This window comes from Capnocytophaga sp. oral taxon 380 str. F0488 (genome assembly GCF_000318255.2).
GTDB classification, from domain to species: Bacteria; Bacteroidota; Bacteroidia; order Flavobacteriales; family Flavobacteriaceae; genus Capnocytophaga; species Capnocytophaga ochracea.
This window is the reverse complement of the sequence record NZ_KB291219.1, coordinates 1-20,672: the sequence shown is the minus strand read 5'-3', so window position 1 is coordinate 20,672 and position 20,672 is coordinate 1. Positions and strand designations below refer to the sequence as shown.

The following is a 20,672-nucleotide window of genomic DNA, read 5'->3' as shown; positions in this document are numbered from 1 at the left end:
TCTTTACCTATATTTTTCAACACACTAACTATTAAACGATTACTTGTCACCTTTTATCTTTTACCTGAACAATGACTCACAAACTTATAAGAACCTCTGATGGCTCTACTAGCCTTTATATTCCACAGTTGGACGAGACCTATCACTCGGTACACGGTGCGCTTCAAGAAACCCAACACGTGTTTATCAAAAACGGATTGCAACTGTTTGACCATCAAAGCATCTCTATCTTAGAAATTGGCTTTGGCACGGGGCTTAACGCTTTGGCTACTTACAAGGAACACGAATCTTTGCAACTGAATATTCGTTACGAAACGGTAGAAGCCTATCCGCTTTCGTGGGACGAAGCCTCGCAAATGAACTTTCCACAGATGCTCAACGCTCCAGCACTCGTGCCCGTTTTTGAGCAGATGCACCGTTGTGAGTGGAACAAACTCATTACCCTATTACCCTCTTTTAGTTTCAAAAAGCGATTACAACGTTTTGAAACTATCAACGATACCGATACTTTCGACCTTATTTATTTCGATGCTTTTGGGGCGCAAGTACAACCCGAATTGTGGCAAGAAGCTATTTTCCAACGAATGTACACTGCTCTCAAACAAGGAGGCTATTTAGTAACTTATGCTGCCAAAGGCTCTGTGCGTCGTGCAATGCAGGCTTGTGGCTTTACAGTGGAACGATTGCCTGGTCCGCCTATGAAAAGGGAAATGTTACGCGCTCACAAGGATTAAAGCCTAGATGTTCGTTTTCTACATACAAAGAAAAAGGTATATTGTTTGTATACAGCGCTCCAGTACCTAACCCTTGGGGCATTGGGTTGTGAAGTGTGTACGTCCATTGTGCAATAGCATTGAGTCCTATATTGCTCTCCAAAGCCGATGTTACCCACCAACCTATATCCAATGCTTCAGCAAGAGTTATCCATTCTTCAGAACCTCTATAGCCTCCTATGAGCGAAGGTTTTAAAATGATATACTGCGGTTGTATCTCTCTCAGAAGTCGTTGTTTTTCTTCAGAAGTAAATATCCCTATCAGCTCCTCATCAAGGGCGATAGGCAGAGGTGTTTGCTCACACAGTTCAGCCATCGCTTCCCACTGTCCTGCGCGTATAGGTTGCTCAATAGAGTGTAATTGCAAAGTAGCCAAGCGTTCTAAATACCTCAGTGCTTCAGTTGCTTGAAACGCACCATTAGCATCTACCCGTATTTCTATATCGCTTGCCGAAAACTCATTGCGCAAGGCTTTCAAGATACGGTATTCTTCTTCAAAGTCGATCGCTCCTATCTTCATTTTGATACAGCGAAAACCCTGAGCGAGTTTCTCTTTTATCTGCGCTTTCATAAAGTCGGGAGAACCCATCCAAATAAGTCCATTGATAGGTATAGCGTCTTTGCCCTTCGTAAAATTTGAAGGAAAGAGCTCGTACCACTGTGGAGCTACTACCGACCTAAATGCTTGTTCCACCCCAAATTGTATAGACGGAAAAGTCTTGAGCTCTTCTAATAAAGCCTTTTCTCCCAAGTGTAAGTGTTGTTCTACCCATTGCAGTTTTGCTTCATAATTAGGTACATCATCGGCACTAAGTCCACGAAAGAGGTTGCATTCTCCTATGCCTTTTTTGTCCTCTTGTTCTATTACCAAAAAGAAGGTTTCTTTGGAGGTAAGTACTCCTCGTGATGTCCCCGAAGGTTGTTTAAAATTGAGAATGTGTTTAATCATAATTTGTCGATTTGGTGCGAGCCGCACGAACAATTTGCTAATTTTCTAATTGCTAACTACTAATTTTCTATGGTTTTTATCTATTTGTATCAATTCGACTGTCGTATAAGTATCAGGCAAGTATTTTTCAACCTTTTCCGCCCATTCAATAAAACACCAATCGCCCGAATAGAGGTATTCTTCAAAACCAATATCAAAAGCTTCTTCCTCATTTTTGATACGGTAAAAATCAAAATGGTAAATACGACTATCAGCACCTTCATAAGGGTTCACAAGGCTAAAAGTAGGGCTGCTCACATTGTCGGTACTACCTAAGGCACGCACCAAGGCTTTGATGAGTGTTGTTTTGCCAAATCCCATTCCTCCTCTAAAAATCACCACTTTGCAGTGTAAGTGAGGAAGAAGTTTTTTCGCAATAGTATCGATATCCGCTAAAGTGTAGGTAAATTCCATAACGTTATTTTTGAGGGCAAAGGTAGCAAATAATTGCGAATGACCTCCGTTCGACATTGAAAAGAATTTTTAATGTTATATACAGAAATCTTAAAAAATCAAAAAATGGAAATTAATTAAATTATAGAAATTATATTATTTTTAACTATTGTATATCAGGTGTTATACCCTTTCTATACCAATCTTCCAAGATTCGTTCAAGCTTCCTATAAGCTTCCTATAAGCTAAGTATAAGTTATCTCCTAAATTTAGAAGTTCTTTTTATTTTAAAAAATATTCTTTTTTTCTTTTTTGTTTTCAAAAACTTTCGTATCTTTGACCCGAAATTAGTATTTGCTAATTGTTATTGTCGATTATTCATTGAATATGATATATATAGAATTATTAATCGTGCTTCTCGCTATCTTTGTAGGAGCCAGAGTAGGAGGTATTGGGCTCGGTATCTTCGGTATGATAGGTTTAGGAATTCTGGTTTTTTGTTTCGGACTCAAACCTGGTAATCCGCCTATCGATGTAATGCTTATCATTGTAGCAGTTATTACAGCGGCTGCTACCTTGCAAGCAGCGGGAGGTTTAGATTATTTGGTGAAGGTAGCCGAGAAAATTCTGCGCAAAAATCCCGCTATGATTACCTTCTTGGCACCCGTAGTCTGCTACTTTTTTACTTTGTTTTCAGGTACAGGCCACATTGCCTATTCGCTTTTGCCTATCATCTCCGAAATTGCTACCGATAGCAAGGTACGCCCTGAGCGTCCCCTTTCTATATCCGTAATAGCTTCGCAACAGGCTATTACAGCCAGCCCTATTTCGGCAGCTACAGCCGCTTTACTTTCAGCTGAGCTCTTAGGTAGTAAAGGTATTACGTTAGGTAATATCCTGATGGTATGTATCCCCGCTACGATTATCGGGGTGATTGTAGGCGCCATAGCCGTGAGTTTTATGGGCGTTCCTCTCGAAAAAGACCCTGAATACCAACGCCGTTTACGTGAAGGTCTTTTAGAAAAAGAAAGTCATACCGCTTCGCAAATGACCGGTAAAGACCTGCAAAGAGCCAAAACGTCAGTGATTATATTCCTTATAGGAGTCCTCTCTATCGTACTTTTTGGTTCTATTGATACCTTGCGTCCATCTTTTGAAGTAGGAGGTGAGAAAGTACAGATGGGAATGACCCAACTCATCGAAATTATAATGATGTCTATCGCTGGCTTGATGATTATCTTTGCTCGAGTAGACATCAACAAAGCAGTAAAAGGTTCGGTATTTATTGCAGGTATGCAAGCTGTGATAGCTATTTTTGGGATTGCTTGGATGGGCGATACCTTTTTCAATGGCAATATTGAGTTCTTCAAAATGCACATCGAACAAATAGTTACTCAATATCCTTTCCTTTTTGCAGTAGCCCTTTTTGTAATGTCTGTTCTTTTATTTAGTCAAGCCGCTACGGTACGAACTCTTTATCCGTTAGGGATTGCCTTAGGCATTCACCCAATGGCAATGATAGCAATGTTCCCTGCGGTGAATGGCTATTTCTTTATTCCTAATTATCCTACCATAGTAGCTGCTATCAATTTCGATAGAACTGGCACCACTCGCATAGGCAAGTACGTGCTGAACCACTCGTTCCAAATTCCTGGTTTTGTAGCTACTATTGTAGCCATTGCGGTAGGTTACCTAATAATTATGTTTATGTGAAAAATCTAATTTTTAATTCTTAACTTTCCATTCAAAACTAATAACTAAAATTATATATGATGACATTGATGAAAAAAATTGCCCTCTCATTGCTCTTAATGATGACTGTGGCAGTCTTTGCGCAACAAAAGCCAAAGATTCGTATTTTAGCTACCGGTGGTACTATCGCAGGAGTAAGTAAATCAAATACTGAAACCAACTATAAAGCTGGTGAGCTCGGTATTTATCAACTCTTGGAAGCAGTGCCCGAAGTGAAGAATATAGCCAATATAAGTGGTGAACAGATTGTGAAAATCGGTTCACAAGATATGAACGATGAGGTATGGCTCACTCTTGCCAAACGCATCAACCAGCTCTTAAATAAAGAAGGATATGATGGTGTGGTAATCACTCACGGTACCGATACAATGGAAGAAACCGCCTACTTCCTCAACCTTACTGTACACAGCAAAAAACCTGTGGTAATGGTAGGAGCAATGCGCCCTGCTACCGGTATGAGTGCCGATGGTCCTCTAAACCTTTATAACGCAGTAGTAACAGCTGCCGATAAAAATGCTATGGGGCGTGGAGTAATGGTGTGTATGAACGACATCGTACTTGATGCCAAAGATGTGATTAAAACCAATACTGTAGCCGTCGAAACTTTCCAAGGAGCTAACTATGGCAAATTGGCATATATTCACAACGGTAAGGTATTCTTTAATCGCACTCCTGAAAACAAACACACTTATCAATCAGTGTTTAATGTTGATAATTTGAAACAATTGCCTAAAGTAGGTATCGTATACAGTTATTCTAACGTATCCGAATTGCCAATGAAAGCCTTTATGGACGCTAAATTTGATGGTATTGTACACGCAGGAGTAGGTAATGGTAACCTCTATCACACTATCTTCGATTTGGCAGTAAAAGCTAGAGAGCAAGGCATTCAGTTTGTGCGTTCTTCACGCGTACCTACAGGAGCAACAACTCTCGATGCCGAAGTAGATGATGCTAAATATCAATTTGTAGCTGCACAAGCACTCAACCCACAAAAAGCTCGTGTTCTATTGATGTTAGCACTCACTAAAACCAAAGACTGGAAACAAATCCAAAAATACTTTAATGAATATTAGAAATCAGGAATTAGGTAATAGGAATTAGCTATTTCCTAATTCCTAACTTCTATTTCCTAAAAAAGAATACGTATGAAAAAGATATTATTAGCAGTGAGCCTCCTCATAGGAGGTATCGCCTCAGCGCAACAAGATTTGCAAGACCAAATCAACCAATTGAGGGCAGAAATCGACCAGTTAAAAGCTACTGCTCCTGCGCCTCTACCTATGTCACAAGATGGAGAAGAAAACCCTATTCATAAGAAGTTTAATATGTACTTCAACTTTCAATCGAGCTTTGATCTTGAAAAAGTAAAAGACCAAGATATGACTGCTCAATTCAAAGCGCCCCAATTGCGATTGGAGGTTCGAGGTGATATTACCGACCGTATTTTCTATCGCTTCCGTCATCGTTTGAACAAATCAAATGCAGCGACTTCTTTGGATAATCTCGCCAAAGCTACCGATATGCTCTATGCAGGTTTCCGTTTAGACGATAAATGGACACTTACTGCAGGTAAAATGTGCCAAGCGTGGGGAGGTTTTGAGTTTGACCTAAACCCAATGAATATCTATGAATACTGTGATTTCATTGAGAATATGGATAACTTTATGTTAGGAGCAATGATAACCTATGCACCTAATAAAAACCACGAGTTCAATTTGCAGATTACTGATGTACGCAATGATAGCTTTGAAGCACTTTATGGAACAGCTACGAATACTATCAATGCGAGTAAAGCACCTCTTACTTATATTTTTAATTGGAATGGTAACTTGTTTGACAATCTTATCCAAACTCGTTGGGGAGGAGGTTTGCAAAGTGAAGCCGACGGCTATAACAACTGGATGTTGATGTTGGGTACAAAGCTTAATTTACCTAAGTTCCAAGTCTTCTTTGATTATATGATGGCTAATGAACAATTGGATAGATTGAAATATACTCCGATGAGTAGCACAGTACTTGTAAAAGATGCTAAGTACAATAGTTTTGTACTAAAAGCAGAATATCAACCTATTCCTCAACTCAATATCTTTGCACAAGGTTTATACGAAACTGCTAAAAATGACCTTACTGATAATAAAATGACAGGTATAGGTTATTTTGCAGGGGTTGAATACTTACCTTTTGAAAAGCAAGACTTGCGGTTCTTCTTGGCTTATATAGGAAGAAGTCGTGAAAACAAGCTTACGAATGTAACTACTGATACCAATCGCGTAAGTATTGGGTTGATGTACCGTATTAAGGCGTTTTAGTAAACAGTGAATATAGCTGTTAAACATATTACATTACAACAATTCTCCACACCTGTACGTGTGGAGAATTATTGTGTATTTATATTTCGAGGAGAAGGAACTATTGCCGTAGATACGGTGCCCTATCCCTATGAAGGTAATACACTACTTTTTCTATCACCTTATCAATATTTTCAATGGGTAGAAGGCACTGCCAATGATAGCCTACTGTTGGAATTCCACGGTGATTTCTACTGTATTGAGTACCACAAAAAAGAAGTAGCCTGTAACGGACTCTTATTTAACGCTATCTTCTTGCATCCTCATATCAAGGTTACTGATAAACGTTTTGCTGAAATAATAACTCTTTTTGAACGTATAGAAGACGAAAGCAAAACGCCTTCCCTTTATTCAGAACCAGTACTCAAATCATACTTGCAACTTATTTTGGCTTTAGCAAGTAAAGAAAAAAGCTTATTGTTAGAGCATACCTCTCTTAAAACTGAACATCATTTGGCTAACGACTTTCAAAAACTCTTAGAAGACCATTTTATTACAGAACGCAACGTGTCGTTTTATGCATCAGCATTATGCCTTACTCCCGATAGTTTTAGCAAGAAAATAAAAGCACTTTTAGGGAAAACACCCAATAAACTCATACAAGAACGTGTAGTGCTCGAAGCTAAAAAACTGCTTCATCTCACCTATAAATCCATTAAAGAAGTAGCCTTTGAACTCAACTTTGAAGATGAGTTTTATTTCAGTAGGTTTTTTAAGAAAAATGTAGGTCTCTCACCCAAACACTTCCGAAAAAAGGTGGGAATCTCTATCGTTGCCCAGCCTAAAACGGAAAAGTCTATGAAATAACCTTTTTTATCCATTCGAGATACAAAATAATGCCGTATCTTTGCCCCCGCAAATAAAAAGTTAATTTTAAATATTAAATCACTATGCAAAAATTATTATCATTTTTAGCCGATAGCGAACGTTGCTTTGTAAACTTTATCAGGGTCGCTATCTTTATTGTAATGGCTTGGATTGGTGGACTTAAAGTGTGCCAGTACGAAGCCGATGGTATTGTTCCCTTTGTAACGAATAGCCCGTTTATGAGTTTCTTCTACAACAATTCAGGCAAAACTGCCATTGATGAGAACGGCGTGACAGGTGAAGCAAACAAAGGTAAAGAAGTAGCTCAATACAAGCTACACAAGAATCCTGAAGGGAAGATGGTAAAAGCTAATATTGAATGGCATAAAGAGAACGGTACTTATGTGTTCTCATATGGTTTAGGTGCTTTTATTTGTTTGATAGGATTCCTTACTTTACTCGGTATTTGGTCGCCTAAAATAGGGGTGATAGGAGGCTTACTCACTTTTGGTATGAGTATAGTTACCCTCTCTTTCCTCATCACGACTCCTGAGGTGTATGTGCCTAACTTAGGTGGAGATATGCCTACGCCTGCTTATGGATTCCCTTATCTATCGGGAGCGGGACGTTTAGTATTGAAAGATATTATTATGTCGGCAGGTGGATTGATAGCAGCCTCAGAAGCTGCTCGCCGATTGCTAAAAAAGAATTAGAATTAAGGAAATATTAATTCTATCATCTAATTATAAGGGCTGTCTACCGCAAGGTAGACAGCCCTTTATATAATAAGTAAAGTGGGATTATTTATCTTCAAAAGTCCAATCGCCACGCACTTTAAGCACTTGTTCTATAATATCGCGCACAGCTCCCTGTCCGCCTTCAAGATGCGAAATATAATCGGATACGGCTCTTACTTCGGGCACGGCATCTACGGGGCAAATAGCCAATCCTGCTCGCTTCATTGGAGGGATATCGGGCATATCGTCACCCATATAAAGTATTTGTTCTCTTTTAAGATGTTTTTCCTTTTGGTATTTCAAAAAGGTTTCGAGCTTTTGGTGACGGAGCATAAAGATATCTTTTACACCGAGGTTTTCGAAGCGTTTTTGTACGCCTACGTTACCTCCTCCTGTAATGATACATATGGTGTACCCTTTGGCGATAGCTGTTTTTACTGCAAATCCGTCCTTCATATTCATACTGCGCAATAGGTCGCCGTCGTTATTTACAAACACTTGAGTATTGGTAAATACGCCATCAACATCAAAAATAAAAGTTGTGATGTTCTTTAAACGTTCTTTATAGTTCTTTCTTTCCATAGGTGTTTATTATTGATTTTGTAATTATATTGTATATTTCTCGTTCATAACCTGCAAGCAAAGCTAAATGGTTAGCAATAGTTTGAGTGTCGCCACGTCGTGCAGGTCCTGTTTGTGCTTCGAGGGCGGGCATTGTTTGGAGTTTTTCGAAAGTATTTTTGAGCAAAGGTTCTAATATTTCAAATGGAATGGCGTGTGCCTTGCATATTCTTTGACTGATAGCCACCAAATGATTGGTGAAATTATTAACGAAAACAGCCGATAGGTGCATTATACTGCGTTGGTAACTACTCAGCAGATACACCTTTGTGGAAAGCTTTTGAGCTAATGGGTATAGAAATCTTTTCATATCCTCAGTATGTTCAGCCTCTAAACAAAAAGGAATGTTTGAAAAATCGACCTGAGTGCTTTTTGAAAAGGATTGTAAAGGGTAAAATACGCCACGTCGGTTTTTGGGTGAGAGTACTTCCATAGGGGTATTGCCAGAGGTGTGCACTACCAATTGCCCCTCGAAAGGAAGGAAGGCTGAAACTTCACTAATAGCTTCGTCTTTCACGGCTATAATACATATATCGGTGGGGCGCAAGTCGGTAAGGCTGTGAATTTTATCTACCTGAAAATCATTAAACTCAGGACTAAATTCACTACGGTTATACAACTGCCGAAGGTGCACCTCAGGGAGCTGATAGAGAACTTTGGTGAGGTGATAAGCCACATTGCCTCCTCCTATGATACTAATATTAATAGCCATATTGACTGCAAAAAAAATGTTAAAAATTGCTTTTTCGCGAATATTCTTCAAAAAAAGACAAGGTTCTGTTTTTTCACCTCAAAAATACAAAAGGTTGATAATCAATGAATATTTTTAGTTCTTATCTTTTACTTTACCCCTACTTTACTCGAACCTAAGACGAAGGTAAGACGAACCTAAGACGAAGCTAAGGCGAAGGAAAGAAGGTATTAAGCTGAATATCAAACGGAAAAAAGCTGTATTTAGTTTATTGAGAAAAAAATGTTAAAATTGCGTTTTTGGCGAAAAAAACGCAAAAAAATAAATATCATATATTCAGTAAGGGCACAAAGGTAGGAAAATAAAAGCAAATGACAAATTTTATAGAAAAAGTATATAGATTCATTTATTTTGTATATATTTGCAAAAAAATAGGGCTCATTGTATTATCTGCTAGGCAGATATGAATGGAATAAAAAACTTCTTTTGTTGATTTTCAACGGATAAGAAGATTAAGTATTAGTTAGATTGCCAATTGTAAAAAACGGATTGTCAATGAATTTATTTAGAAGATTATTTAAAAGAAATGATATAAAAAGTGAAGATGAAGCACGCAAGTTAAATGAACAGCTTCCTGCTGATGAGCAATTTGCGATGAACTTTACTAAAAATGGCGGAAAGTTTATTTATTGCACTACCGAAATACAGGTGCAAGAGGTTTTTCGGCATATACTGAAAGAGTTGGGCGTATATGTGAAGATGAGTAGTAATGCTTCTCACACTATTAAAACAATGTTTGAAGAACACACGCCACTGTTTACTGCCGATATCGAAACTTCGAACGTGTATTTGACGGATTGTGAGTATCTTATCACTACTTTGGGCGGGATTATGCTCTCTTCGCATCAGTTGAGGCATAAGAATATCAATGAATTACCTGAAATATTCATTGTCTTTGCCAAAACGAGTCAGATGGTGAGAGATATCCCTGAAGGAATGAGAGGCATAAAGAACAAATACCCACAACAATTTCCTACGGGGCTCATTACGCTACAAAGTTTTACCGATGACCCTGAGAAAAATAGTATCAACCATTACGGCACGAGTTCTAAGAGGACGTACCTGATACTCTTAGAAGATTTACCTATTGATAAATAATAATTTATGAACGAACTCTTCAAAAGAACCATTACAGGCTTTATTTATGTCTTTCTATTGCTATCGGCGATTATGCTCAATGCTGATGCTTTTGACTTCTTGTTTTTATCCTTTGGTATTATTTGTTTATTTGAGTTTAAAAGGCTTATCAGATTAAAGGAATTGCATATATTTTTGCTTTTTTTGTTGGTTTGGTGGCTGTTTATTCACTTAAAAACTTATCCTTTCTCGGTTTATATACTGCTTTTGGCTACTTTGCTTACCAATATATACCTCACGATGATGCTTTTCAACGAAAAAACGCCTATCCGCAAGCAAAGTAACAATACAAAACTGCTTATTAGCCTACTGTATATAGGAGGCGGTTGTATATTTATGCCTCTGATTTACAAATATGAGAATAATCCGAATCCTAATTATTTTTATCAGAATATATTCAACAACGAGTCGCAAATTACAATGATAGGACTGTTGTGTATTATATGGGCGAGTGATAGTTTTGCGTATCTTACAGGCAAAGCCTTTGGCAAACACAAGCTCTTTGAGCGCATTTCGCCTAAGAAAACTATTGAGGGTTTTGTGGGCGGACTCATAGGGGCGATGCTTATCGCTACGGCTATTTCGTATTACAGTGGCAGACCACTATGGCAATGGCTTATGTTGGCAGTGATTTTGGTGGTTACCGGTGCGGTAGGCGACCTGGTAGAGTCTAGCTTTAAACGAACTGCTAAGGTAAAGGACAGCGGGACGATACTGCCAGGACACGGAGGTTTACTCGACCGCCTGGATAGCCTTATTTTTGCCTCGCCTTTTGCGTACTTAACGCTACTAATTTTTGACCTTTTTTAAAGGTAAAAGGTAAGAGGTAAAAGGTAAAAGGTAAAAAACAGAGACAGATACAAATTTAAATAAAAAATAGAGAACTTGAAGTTTGTTATGTGAGTAGAAAAAAGAAGAAAAGAATTTGAAAACTACTAATAAAAGACCAACAAAATGAGTAAAAGCATTGTAAGAGAAAAATCGAAAGATTTTGCAGTGAGGATTGTACATTTATATCAATACTTGAAAGAAACAAAGAAAGAGTTCGTTATGTCCAAACAATTGTTGAGATCAGGGACAAGTATTGGAGCAAACTTATCAGAGCAAGAGTTTGCTATTTCAGATGTTGACTATTTAAGTAAAACTAGTATTGCGCTGAAAGAAGGAGCAGAGACAATTTATTGGTTAGAACTTTTGTTTAAAACAGAGTTTTTAACAGAAAAAGAATATAATGCAATTAATAATGATTGTAAAGAAATTGTAAGTATGCTTGTGCAATCAGTTAAAACAAATAAAGAAAGACTCAATAGAGTTTAAGTTTTTATTTTTTATCTAAATAAGATGAAATTCTACAAATATCAAGGAACAGGGAACGATTTTGTGATGATAGACAATCGCAAAGGGGTATTTCCTAAAAAAAACGAAACGCTTGTGGCACAATTGTGTCATAGGCGTTTTGGTATTGGAGCCGATGGACTGATATTGCTTGAGGACGACCCGCAGTATGATTTCCGTATGGTGTATTACAATTCTGACGGACGTGAAAGTACGATGTGTGGCAATGGGGGGCGCTGTGTGGTGGCTTTTGCGAAACAATTGGGTATTATAGAACACGAAACGCTATTTATAGCTGTAGATGGGGAGCATCGTGCTACGATTGAAGGAGATAGCTACGTGCGCTTGCAAATGAAAAATGTAACTGAGGTAGAAGAACACAAAGGCTACGTATTCTTAAATACAGGGTCGCCTCACCACGTGCAATGGGTGGAAGAGGTAGATACCGTAGACGTGAAAAGCGAAGGAGCTACTATACGCTATGGAGAACTTTATGCTACTCAGGGCGGTAGTAACGTGAATTTTGTAAGCAAAGGAGAGATAGGCTTTAAAGTGCGTACCTATGAGCGTGGAGTGGAAGATGAAACTTACTCTTGCGGTACAGGGGTTACAGCCGTAGCGATTGCTCTTTATCACATAGGAGAAACCGATGCACAACAGATTACCCTGCACACTCGAGGAGGTGACTTGCAAGTGGCTTTCGATAGAGTAGGAGAGGGGTATGAGAATATCTATTTGAGTGGTAGTGCTCAATTTGTGTTTGAAGGAACAATAGAAGAGTTAAGAGGTAAAGAATGATAAAGTTAAGAGCGTTAGAACCTGAGGATATAGATTTCTTGTATCAGTTAGAAAATGAAGAGAGTTTGTGGGAGGTAAGTGAAACCCAATTACCTTTTGCCAAACATTTGTTGCAAGACTATATACAGCACGCTCATCAAGATATTTACGAAGCTAAGCAGTACCGCTATGTGATAGTGTTTGAAGAGGGAACGCCTATGGGCTGTGTAGATTTATACGATTTTAGTCCGAAGCACCGTAGAGCAGCTGTGGGGATAGCTCTTTTGCCTGTCTATCGAGGGAAAGGTTATGCCAAAGAAGCCTTGCAACAGTTGATAGCTCATACGCAACAATACTTAGACTTACACCAACTGATTGCTTATATCCCTGCAGATAATGAGGTGAGTATACGCCTTTTTGAGGGAGTAGGATTTAGTTGCAGTGGTGTACAAAAAGACTGGCTTTACAGTCAAGGAGTTTATAAAGATATGTTATTATACCAAAATATTTTCAGATAAGTCATAAAATGATACGAGATATTATTACTTATTTAGAGACCATAAACCCTATACTTGCTGCCTTATACGCTACCATTTTCACGTGGAGCGTAACAGCTTTGGGGGCTGCAGTGGTATTCTTTTTTAAGAAAGAAAACAAGACCGTGTTAGATGGTATGCTAGGCTTTACAGGAGGGGTGATGCTGGCAGCCAGTGTGTGGAGTTTGATAATACCCTCTATTAATATGACAGAAGGTGAAGGCTTTATAAAGGTTCTACCTGCTACGGTAGGGATATTTATGGGAGCACTTTTTCTTTATGTATTAGATAAGTTATTACCACACTTTCACGCCAACTTCAAACAAACAGAAGGTATTAAAACCGATTGGCAAAAAACTACTTTACTTATTTTAGCTATCACCTTGCACAACATTCCCGAAGGATTGGCAGTAGGGGTACTCTTTGGAGGAGTAGCCGCTGGTATTCCCGAAGCCTCTATTGCGGGAGCGGTAACTCTTGCTATCGGTATTGGGCTACAGAACTTTCCTGAAGGAATAGCGGTAGCGATGCCACTCAGACGTATGGGTGTGGGTAGATGTAAGAGCTTTTTTTATGGGCAACTTTCGGCTATTGTAGAACCCATAGCAGGAGTATTGGGAGCTTTTGCAGTACTCTTTTTTACCCCGATACTACCTTATGCCCTTGCTTTTGCGGCAGGAGCTATGATTTATGTGGTGATAGAAGAGGTAATACCTGAAGCCCAGCAAAATGAGAACACCGATGTTTCTACCATAGGCTTTTTAATAGGTTTTGTAGTGATGATGGCAATGGACGTAGTATTGGGCTAAGAAGATATTTCTTCACGAATATTTGCTTGATACTGAAAATATATGTATATTTGCCCAGAAAAAGAAGCAATGAGAATAGTATTAAACATTAAATATTTTTAATATGCAAAGAGACACTGATATTTTCGAACTGATTGAAGACGAAAGAGAGCGCCAAGAGTTAGGAATTGAGCTTATCGCTTCAGAGAATTTTGTGAGTGACCAAGTGATGGAAGCAGCAGGTTCTGTACTTACTAACAAATATGCCGAAGGTTACCCAGGCAAGCGCTATTATGGTGGTTGTGAGATAATAGATGAGATAGAACAAATAGCTATAGACCGAGCTAAAGTGCTCTTTGGTGCTAAATATGCTAACGTACAACCTCATAGCGGTTCGCAAGCCAATGCGGCAGTTTATGCTACTTGCCTTAAACCAGGCGATAAAATTCTCGGTTTCGACCTCTCACACGGCGGACACCTTACACACGGATCACCTGTGAATTTTTCAGGTAGATTGTACGAACCTGTATTTTATGGGGTAGAAAAGGAAACAGGAAGACTCAATTACAACAATATATTAGAAATAGCGGAACGAGAGCACCCTAAAATGATAGTAGCAGGAGCTTCGGCGTATTCTCGTGATATCGATTTTAAATGCTTTAGGGAAATAGCCGATAAGATAGGTGCTATCCTCTTTGCTGATATTGCACACCCTGCGGGGCTCATTGCCAAAGGACTCTTGAACGACCCTATCCCGTATTGCCATATTGTAACTACTACTACTCATAAAACATTGCGAGGGCCTCGAGGAGGACTTATCTTGATGGGTAAAGATTTTGAGAACCCTTTTGGTATAAAGACTCCTAAGGGAGAAGTGCGAATGATGTCGTCACTCATAGACAGTGCGGTATTCCCAGGTAACCAAGGAGGCCCTTTGGAACATATCATTGCAGCAAAAGCGGTAGCCTTTGGCGAAGCTCTTTCTGATGATTTTCTCTATTACGCTATACAAGTGCAAAAGAATGCGCGTAAATTAGCATCTGTTCTTTTAGCAAAAGGCTATGATATCATCTCAAAAGGAACTGACAATCACCTAATGCTTATTGATTTGCGCAATAAAGATGTAAGTGGTAAAGAAGCAGAAGAAGCCCTTGGTAAAGCAGATATTACTGTGAACAAGAATATGGTGCCTTTTGATACTCGCTCGCCTTTTGTAACCAGTGGTATTAGGGTGGGAGTATCAGCAATCACTACTCGTGGACTGAAAGAAGCTGATATGGAACGCATTGCCGACTTTATAGACCGTGCGATTACTAATCGAGATAATGATGAAGTGCTTGAAGAAATAGCAGAAGAAGTAAATATGTTTATGGAAGACAGACCTTTGTTTGCATATTAGTAAATTATAGGCTACTTATATAAATAAAGTATAAACATAGGCTCTTACTAAGTTTTTTGGATTTAGTAAGAGCCTTTTTGTTGCACAGTTTCGTAGAAAAAGTAACAATAGTTGAGAAGAAAAAGAAAATATTACTCAAAATATTTTGTATGTGAAAAATTTTCCCTACTTTTGCACCCCGAAAATCACTAACGAAACAATTATAAAACTCAAAATGTACAAACATTTAACTATTAAGTTATCGCTATTTATTTTACTATTTCTATTTGTAAAAGGGCAAGCACAGTCGTGTGATGAAAACGTATTAAAAGGGTTGGAAAGAACCCATATTTATTACCATAAAGAGGTAACCAAAGGCAGTAATGCTTCATTCTTCATTAAAAATCCTCTGAAAGGTACTACCTATTCATTTATAGATAAGGCAACTGGTGTTGCTTATAGCAAACTTTACACAGGTATGCCTGAGGAACTCACTATTGAGATTCCAGTAGGGAAGGTAGCTACTGAGCAGAGCTTTATATTTAGGGCTACCAACGGCGATTGTGCTTATCAATCGTTGGACAATCGCGATGTTAATAAGCGATATTATGTAATTACCCCCAATACTCAACTCAAACTTTCTCTCAGTGTCGAACATGAATGGTGTGCACACTCAGGAGCAGTGCATATGAATATGGTGGATGATGATAATGCCAATTACAATTTCTTCTTCAAAAAGCCTAATGGCAATTTTGAGCAATTGGCAGGACATTCTTATACTAGTTTAGATGCGGGTACCTACGAAGTAAAAGCGGTAAACAAGAATGACAGTAGTAAAACCTATACACAAAAAGTAAAAATAGAGAAGCTTACCAAACATGTCGATTTTCAATTGAGTAGTGTAGCCGATGTGTGTACTGGCAAAATGGCTATTTATGTAGATACTAAAAAAGGAAAGGCAGGAGGTTCAGTTGATAACAGTTATCCCCTATTTTTTACTTTGCTCAAAAATAATGTAGAGATAAAAAATCAAACTTCTCCTATATTTAAAGATGTAGAAGAAGGAGCTACTTATGAAGTGCGTGTGTATGACGTTTGTGGTACTAGTGGAGGTAACTTTTCTACTCAAACGTATAAGGTAGTTAAAAGATTAGGAGTTTTTAAAGTAACTAATCATAGTGGTTTTTCTCCTAAAGCGAATTGCCCTTATATGGTTTCATTTACCTCAGAACTTTATGTGAAAGATGCGAGAGAAATGGTTGAAAAAAACCTAATTCCTTATCCACTTGCTTTTACTTTTGAGATGACTTCACCTTCTAATAAGGTGTATCACTTCTCTTTTGTAGTGAATAACAAGCAAGAATTAGAAGAAAATTTTACTCCAACAGAAAATAGTTTTTCTCTAAGACCTCTCAAACTTTCAAATAATAATATCCCTTATGAATCAGGTAAATGGAAACTTAAAGGTACTTATACTATTTGTGGTAAACAGGATGTTATTTCTGAAACTGAAAAAGAGGTTTTTTTGCCTATTACAGGGGTAGGAATAGGTACTGCTCAAGATGATCTTGCTACGGGATGTAGAAATCAAAAACTTGTTCTTACTAATAGTAATAATTTACAACCTTTAAAGAACTTCTATACGGTGTTAGAAAATGCTCCTGCAGGATTTGATTATCAGGCGGCAGGTTTTTATAAAATAACAACTACTAATCCACTTTTGCAAAACAAATGGGTGAAATTCTTTGAAAATACTGATGGTAGAAAAACATTATTGCCTGCAAAGTTTGTAGAAGAAGGTAGTAATTACAAATTTAAAGTGGTAGATGAATGTACGAATACTACTAAAGATCTTAGTTATAACGGCTATGCTACTTCTCAAGGACTTTTTGAATTAAAAGCTAAAGTCTATGGCACTTGTAGTGATTTTTCAGGAGCTCCTGACAATAATTCTCTTTGGAAAGAAGTAGTGCTTGAAAGAGGAAATACTACTGATGGTACCATTACTAAAGTTGAAATTATTTCTTATGAGAAAGATAGTCGTTTTGCTGACTATAGTGCCTTAATGCCTGTCGCATTACCAATTGATATTACTGAAGCTTATAGATCGGGAGCACAACAGTGGAGAATAAAGCTCCCCGCAGGAGTTTACAATGTGCAATGGTCAGGCTCGTGTAATAAAACAGGAACTCTAAAAGTGCAAACGGGAGGTACTGAGAATACTACCTTTGAATGGCAAGATGGTTGTAATCCTAAATTGATAGTGAAAAGAAATACTTCTTATTCACTTGCTGAAGGTATAGAGTATACTTTAGAACGCTATGATACTAAAGAGAATAGATGGGCATCTGTTACTTATGGTTATTATGGAGGAGATACTTTTCTTGATGCAAGAAGAGATAGATTTGAGTTCAATATTCCCAATCCTCAACAAGGTAAATATCGCGTGTTGCGCTCTATACAACCTGATAGTAGAAATAGATTTAAAGAATGTACCCGTGTGGTAGCTGAACACGAATTTACCGAGGGTGAAATGCAACAACCTAAGGGAGTGCGTATGGATTGTTCCGCAATAGGAGGAGCTCAAAAATATCATATAGCTATTATTCCACAAGGGGGAGTGCCTCCTTATACATATGAACTATCAGAAGCAGAGATAGATGGTAGTACTACAAATGCTGTGTATCAAAACAATTCCGATAACAATTTCTTTATCAATATAGATGCTTCTAAACCTCAAGCTCGCTATAAGTTTTTGGTAAAAGATTCTTGTGGCAAAGGGAAAGTTTATGAAGAAACACTTTCACAAATAGCTCCTTTTGCTGTACAAAAAAATCAAGAGTTTTATTGTGTTGGTTCTAAAGGTGTGCTATCAGTGCCACAAATAAGTGGAGTTAGTTATCAGTGGTATCGCAACGATCAACCTACGACTGTATTGAGTACAAGTAATGAGCTTGTTATAAACAATCTCACTCAAGCCGACCTCGACAATACTTTTAGCTTGAAGCTAACACTCACTAATATTACTGACCCTACAGTAAAAAGCTGTATTGAGCAAAATCTCAATGGTTTTGACACTATTCGTTTCAATGCTCACGCTTCTTATAGCCAAACTTATAAAGCTCCTATAGCGGTTAATAGAGTGGAGTGTTTAGACGAGATAAACAATAGTGTTAATAATATTTATGATGTAAATAAACTCTTTAAAGATGTTCCTACTTCTTTTGAGGCTGGTGTTTCTTATGATATAATTGATAAAGATGGATTGATTTCTACTACTAGGATGGATTATTTAGGAGTAAAAGATATGATAAAAATGAGTCCGGCACTTGTAGGAAAACATACTTTTATATACCGCATAAAATCGGCTTGTGGTTCCGTGATTACACAAACAGAAGCTACTTTAGAAGTAAAAACTTATAAACAAATCTATGCTACAAGTATAAATGTTTGTGAAGCAACTAAAACATTGGCAGAGCTTGAAACAATTATTAAAAACACAAACACAGGTATAACAGCATCTATGTTTGGTAATAACTTTGAGTTTCAGTGGTATCCTACTTCTGTAGATGCAATTAATGAAACGAATAGAATTACCTCTTCATCGCTGTCCCTATCCGAAGGGAATAATCAGTATTACATAAAAGGGAAACATATAGGTGATAGTTTCTGTTTTTCTTCACCTGCACAAGTGAATATTATGCGTCTTTCCTCCTCTTCTAAAGGTGATAAAACCATAACACTTTGTGAAGGAACTACCATAACCGACTTGAAGAAAGAAATTGCTAAGCCATCTACTTCCGATGTAAATAAAGTAGCTGTTTATAAGGGTACAACCCTACTTTCTAACGATGATGTGTTGCAAACAGGTATTCAGTATACTTATACCTATAAAGTGGGTACTTGTGAAACGCCTTCGGCTAATATAAACCTCACTCTCACCCCTATAACTTCCATACCCCCAGTAGAAAGTTTAGTAGTATGTGATTATGAGGTGGAAAACCTATCTTATTATACTACTTATGCTGTAGTAATGAATTACCTTCAAACAAAGTACGCAGGTAAGACAGTTAAATTGTATCAAAGTTTTGGACCTTATAATATTCCTCAGGTACAACCTACTGATAAAGTATTTCTAAATAATGATAGTTTTTCGTATACTTTGCAAGAAGCAGGAAAATGTGAGTCAGTTAGACAGAAAATTATAGTTGTAGCCGATATTAATCGTGCTATAGCTACTTCGGTAGCTATAAGTGTGTGTGAAGAAGATAAAGTATCGACTATAAGAGCTAAATTAACAGGAAATAATATCAAAATCTATAAAAGATTAAAGACAAACTCTCAGCAGGCTGTTCTATCTATGGAAGTTAATGACAATGATAATATAGATTGGACAGCAGGTATGGAATATTTCTATACTATAAAAAACACAGGAGATACTTGTGAAAGTAGAAAAGAAAGGATATACCTTTCAAAATCATTAGGAGGTAAAACTTTAGCACAGCCAGTCTCTTTATCATTGTGCAATAGCAATGCTACTATAGGGGATTTGAAAGTAGCCTTGCAGGGTAATGAAGTGAAAATCTATACACTTAATGGTCAAAATAAATATGTAGAGGAAGCAGATGCTACAGCTCTTAACGCTGCTACCACTTATTACTACACCCTTCGCGATATTGGGAAATGTGTGAGTGAAAAGGCTCCTATTACCTTTACACTTTTGCAGCGTCCTGCCACTCCTACAGTTACCCAAACTACCCAATCTTTCTGTAGTAATGCCACCATAGCTTCCTTGCAACCGCAAGGTGCTAATATAGTATGGTATGCTACAGCTACCAGCACAACACCTCTAGCAAATACAACACCTTTGGTAGCGGGTAGTACTTACTATGTAGCTCAGAGAAATGGCAGTTGTGAAAGTCTCCGTGCAGCAGTGAATGTAGTCTATAGCAATACATTAAGCCTTACTGTACCAGCATCTTTAACCATTGCTTGCGATGATGCTAACATAGCAACAACTGTAGGCAATTGGCTCAACCAAGCTACAGTTACCGATACTTGTGGTACGGCTACCCTTACCCACAACTACACTGCGGTGAAACCGACGGATTGGTGTAACACTTCGATAGTAACTATTACCTTTGTAGGTAAAGACCCATTAGGCAACACCGTTACCAAAACAAGCACTATCAAAGTATTGCAAATTGATGCTGTAGACGATACGCATACGGGTATCATCAATGGAGGCAATGGAGCTAATGATGTGATTGATGTATTGCAAAATGATAGAGTAGGAGGTACACAAGCTACTATAAGCAATGTACAGCTTACGATAGTAACCCCTGCTACTGGAGGAACTAATGTACCAACTCTTGATATCGCTACAGGTAAAATATCAGTACCTGCAGGTACTAAATCGGGTACTTATACTATTCAGTACAAAATCTGTCTTACCGAAAATAGTATAACCGTTTGCGACACAGCCACAGCTACTGTAAAAGTAGGCACTACGCGAATTGTTGCCAAAGCCGATACTTATACGATAACC

Annotated in this window: 18 protein-coding genes; 14 read left to right on the top strand and 4 right to left on the bottom strand. The window is 38.0% G+C overall.

Annotation, left to right across the window (positions count from 1 at the left end; all coding sequences use genetic code 11):
* Positions 1 to 71 precede the first annotated feature (71 nt).
* Positions 72 to 734, top strand: coding sequence for a tRNA (5-methylaminomethyl-2-thiouridine)(34)-methyltransferase MnmD (mnmD, locus tag HMPREF9078_RS08705; protein WP_009420336.1), 663 nt, complete (start codon positions 72 to 74; stop codon positions 732 to 734).
* Here the strand turns inward: mnmD and HMPREF9078_RS08700 are convergent.
* Both HMPREF9078_RS08700 and tsaE read right to left on the bottom strand, forming a co-directional pair.
* Positions 697 to 1,722, bottom strand: coding sequence for an o-succinylbenzoate synthase (locus HMPREF9078_RS08700; RefSeq protein WP_009420335.1), 1,026 nt, complete (start codon positions 1,720 to 1,722; stop codon positions 697 to 699). The two genes, mnmD and HMPREF9078_RS08700, sit on opposite strands and share 38 nt — an antisense overlap.
* Positions 1,723 to 1,767: 45 nt before the next feature.
* Positions 1,768 to 2,232 (bottom strand): tRNA (adenosine(37)-N6)-threonylcarbamoyltransferase complex ATPase subunit type 1 TsaE, encoded by a 465-nt coding sequence (tsaE, locus tag HMPREF9078_RS08695; protein WP_009420334.1) that lies wholly within the window; start codon positions 2,230 to 2,232, stop codon positions 1,768 to 1,770.
* A 309-nt stretch (positions 2,233 to 2,541) separates the two neighbouring features.
* Between tsaE and HMPREF9078_RS08690 the strand changes: the two genes are divergently transcribed.
* The 5 genes from HMPREF9078_RS08690 to HMPREF9078_RS08670 all read left to right on the top strand — a co-directional run bounded on the left by HMPREF9078_RS08690 (position 2,542) and on the right by HMPREF9078_RS08670 (position 7,777).
* Complete coding sequence (locus HMPREF9078_RS08690; RefSeq protein ID WP_009420333.1) at positions 2,542 to 3,867, top strand: anaerobic C4-dicarboxylate transporter family protein; 1,326 nt, start codon at positions 2,542 to 2,544, stop codon at positions 3,865 to 3,867.
* Positions 3,868 to 3,923: 56 nt separating this feature from the next.
* Positions 3,924 to 4,982: an L-asparaginase 2 gene (gene ansB, locus HMPREF9078_RS08685; RefSeq protein ID WP_009420332.1), complete on the top strand. Its 1,059-nt coding sequence runs from the start codon at positions 3,924 to 3,926 to the stop codon at positions 4,980 to 4,982.
* A 72-nt stretch (positions 4,983 to 5,054) separates the two neighbouring features.
* On the top strand, positions 5,055 to 6,218 hold the full coding sequence (locus tag HMPREF9078_RS08680) for a porin (RefSeq protein ID WP_009420331.1): 1,164 nt from the start codon (positions 5,055 to 5,057) through the stop codon (positions 6,216 to 6,218).
* Between the two features lie 6 nt (positions 6,219 to 6,224).
* Positions 6,225 to 7,064 (top strand): AraC family transcriptional regulator, encoded by an 840-nt coding sequence (locus HMPREF9078_RS08675; RefSeq protein WP_009420330.1) that lies wholly within the window; start codon positions 6,225 to 6,227, stop codon positions 7,062 to 7,064.
* An 83-nt stretch (positions 7,065 to 7,147) separates the two neighbouring features.
* Complete coding sequence (locus HMPREF9078_RS08670) at positions 7,148 to 7,777, top strand: DUF417 family protein (protein ID WP_002671199.1); 630 nt, start codon at positions 7,148 to 7,150, stop codon at positions 7,775 to 7,777.
* Positions 7,778 to 7,864: 87 nt separating this feature from the next.
* Here the strand turns inward: HMPREF9078_RS08670 and HMPREF9078_RS08665 are convergent, their stop codons facing one another.
* Complete coding sequence (locus HMPREF9078_RS08665) at positions 7,865 to 8,383, bottom strand: HAD family hydrolase (protein WP_002671200.1); 519 nt, start codon at positions 8,381 to 8,383, stop codon at positions 7,865 to 7,867.
* Positions 8,364 to 9,134, bottom strand: a complete 771-nt coding sequence (locus HMPREF9078_RS08660; RefSeq protein WP_034543376.1) for a Rossmann-like and DUF2520 domain-containing protein — start codon at positions 9,132 to 9,134, stop codon at positions 8,364 to 8,366. The genes HMPREF9078_RS08665 and HMPREF9078_RS08660 overlap by 20 nt, the downstream gene beginning before the upstream one ends.
* A 534-nt stretch (positions 9,135 to 9,668) precedes the next feature.
* On the opposite strand from HMPREF9078_RS08660, the gene HMPREF9078_RS08655 reads away from it, so the two are divergent.
* From HMPREF9078_RS08655 to HMPREF9078_RS12000, 8 genes are all read left to right on the top strand, one after another.
* Positions 9,669 to 10,271 (top strand): LUD domain-containing protein, encoded by a 603-nt coding sequence (locus tag HMPREF9078_RS08655; protein ID WP_009420328.1) that lies wholly within the window; start codon positions 9,669 to 9,671, stop codon positions 10,269 to 10,271.
* Between the two features lie 6 nt (positions 10,272 to 10,277).
* Positions 10,278 to 11,120: a phosphatidate cytidylyltransferase gene (locus tag HMPREF9078_RS08650; RefSeq protein ID WP_009420327.1), complete on the top strand. Its 843-nt coding sequence runs from the start codon at positions 10,278 to 10,280 to the stop codon at positions 11,118 to 11,120.
* A 144-nt stretch (positions 11,121 to 11,264) separates the two neighbouring features.
* Entirely contained in the window at positions 11,265 to 11,627 is a 363-nt protein-coding gene (locus HMPREF9078_RS08645; protein ID WP_009420325.1) for a four helix bundle protein, read from the top strand.
* 24 nt (positions 11,628 to 11,651) lie between these two features.
* Positions 11,652 to 12,443: a diaminopimelate epimerase gene (dapF, locus tag HMPREF9078_RS08640; protein ID WP_009420324.1), complete on the top strand. Its 792-nt coding sequence runs from the start codon at positions 11,652 to 11,654 to the stop codon at positions 12,441 to 12,443.
* Complete coding sequence (locus HMPREF9078_RS08635) at positions 12,440 to 12,940, top strand: GNAT family N-acetyltransferase (protein WP_009420323.1); 501 nt, start codon at positions 12,440 to 12,442, stop codon at positions 12,938 to 12,940. Before dapF ends, HMPREF9078_RS08635 begins: the two co-directional genes overlap by 4 nt.
* 8 nt (positions 12,941 to 12,948) lie before the next feature.
* Positions 12,949 to 13,767 (top strand): ZIP family metal transporter, encoded by an 819-nt coding sequence (locus tag HMPREF9078_RS08630; RefSeq protein ID WP_009420322.1) that lies wholly within the window; start codon positions 12,949 to 12,951, stop codon positions 13,765 to 13,767.
* 103 nt (positions 13,768 to 13,870) lie between these two features.
* Positions 13,871 to 15,145, top strand: a complete 1,275-nt coding sequence (gene glyA / locus HMPREF9078_RS08625) for a serine hydroxymethyltransferase (protein WP_009420321.1) — start codon at positions 13,871 to 13,873, stop codon at positions 15,143 to 15,145.
* A 214-nt stretch (positions 15,146 to 15,359) separates the two neighbouring features.
* Positions 15,360 to 20,672: hypothetical protein (locus HMPREF9078_RS12000; protein ID WP_009420320.1), on the top strand; the 5,313-nt coding region annotated here is incomplete at its 3' end.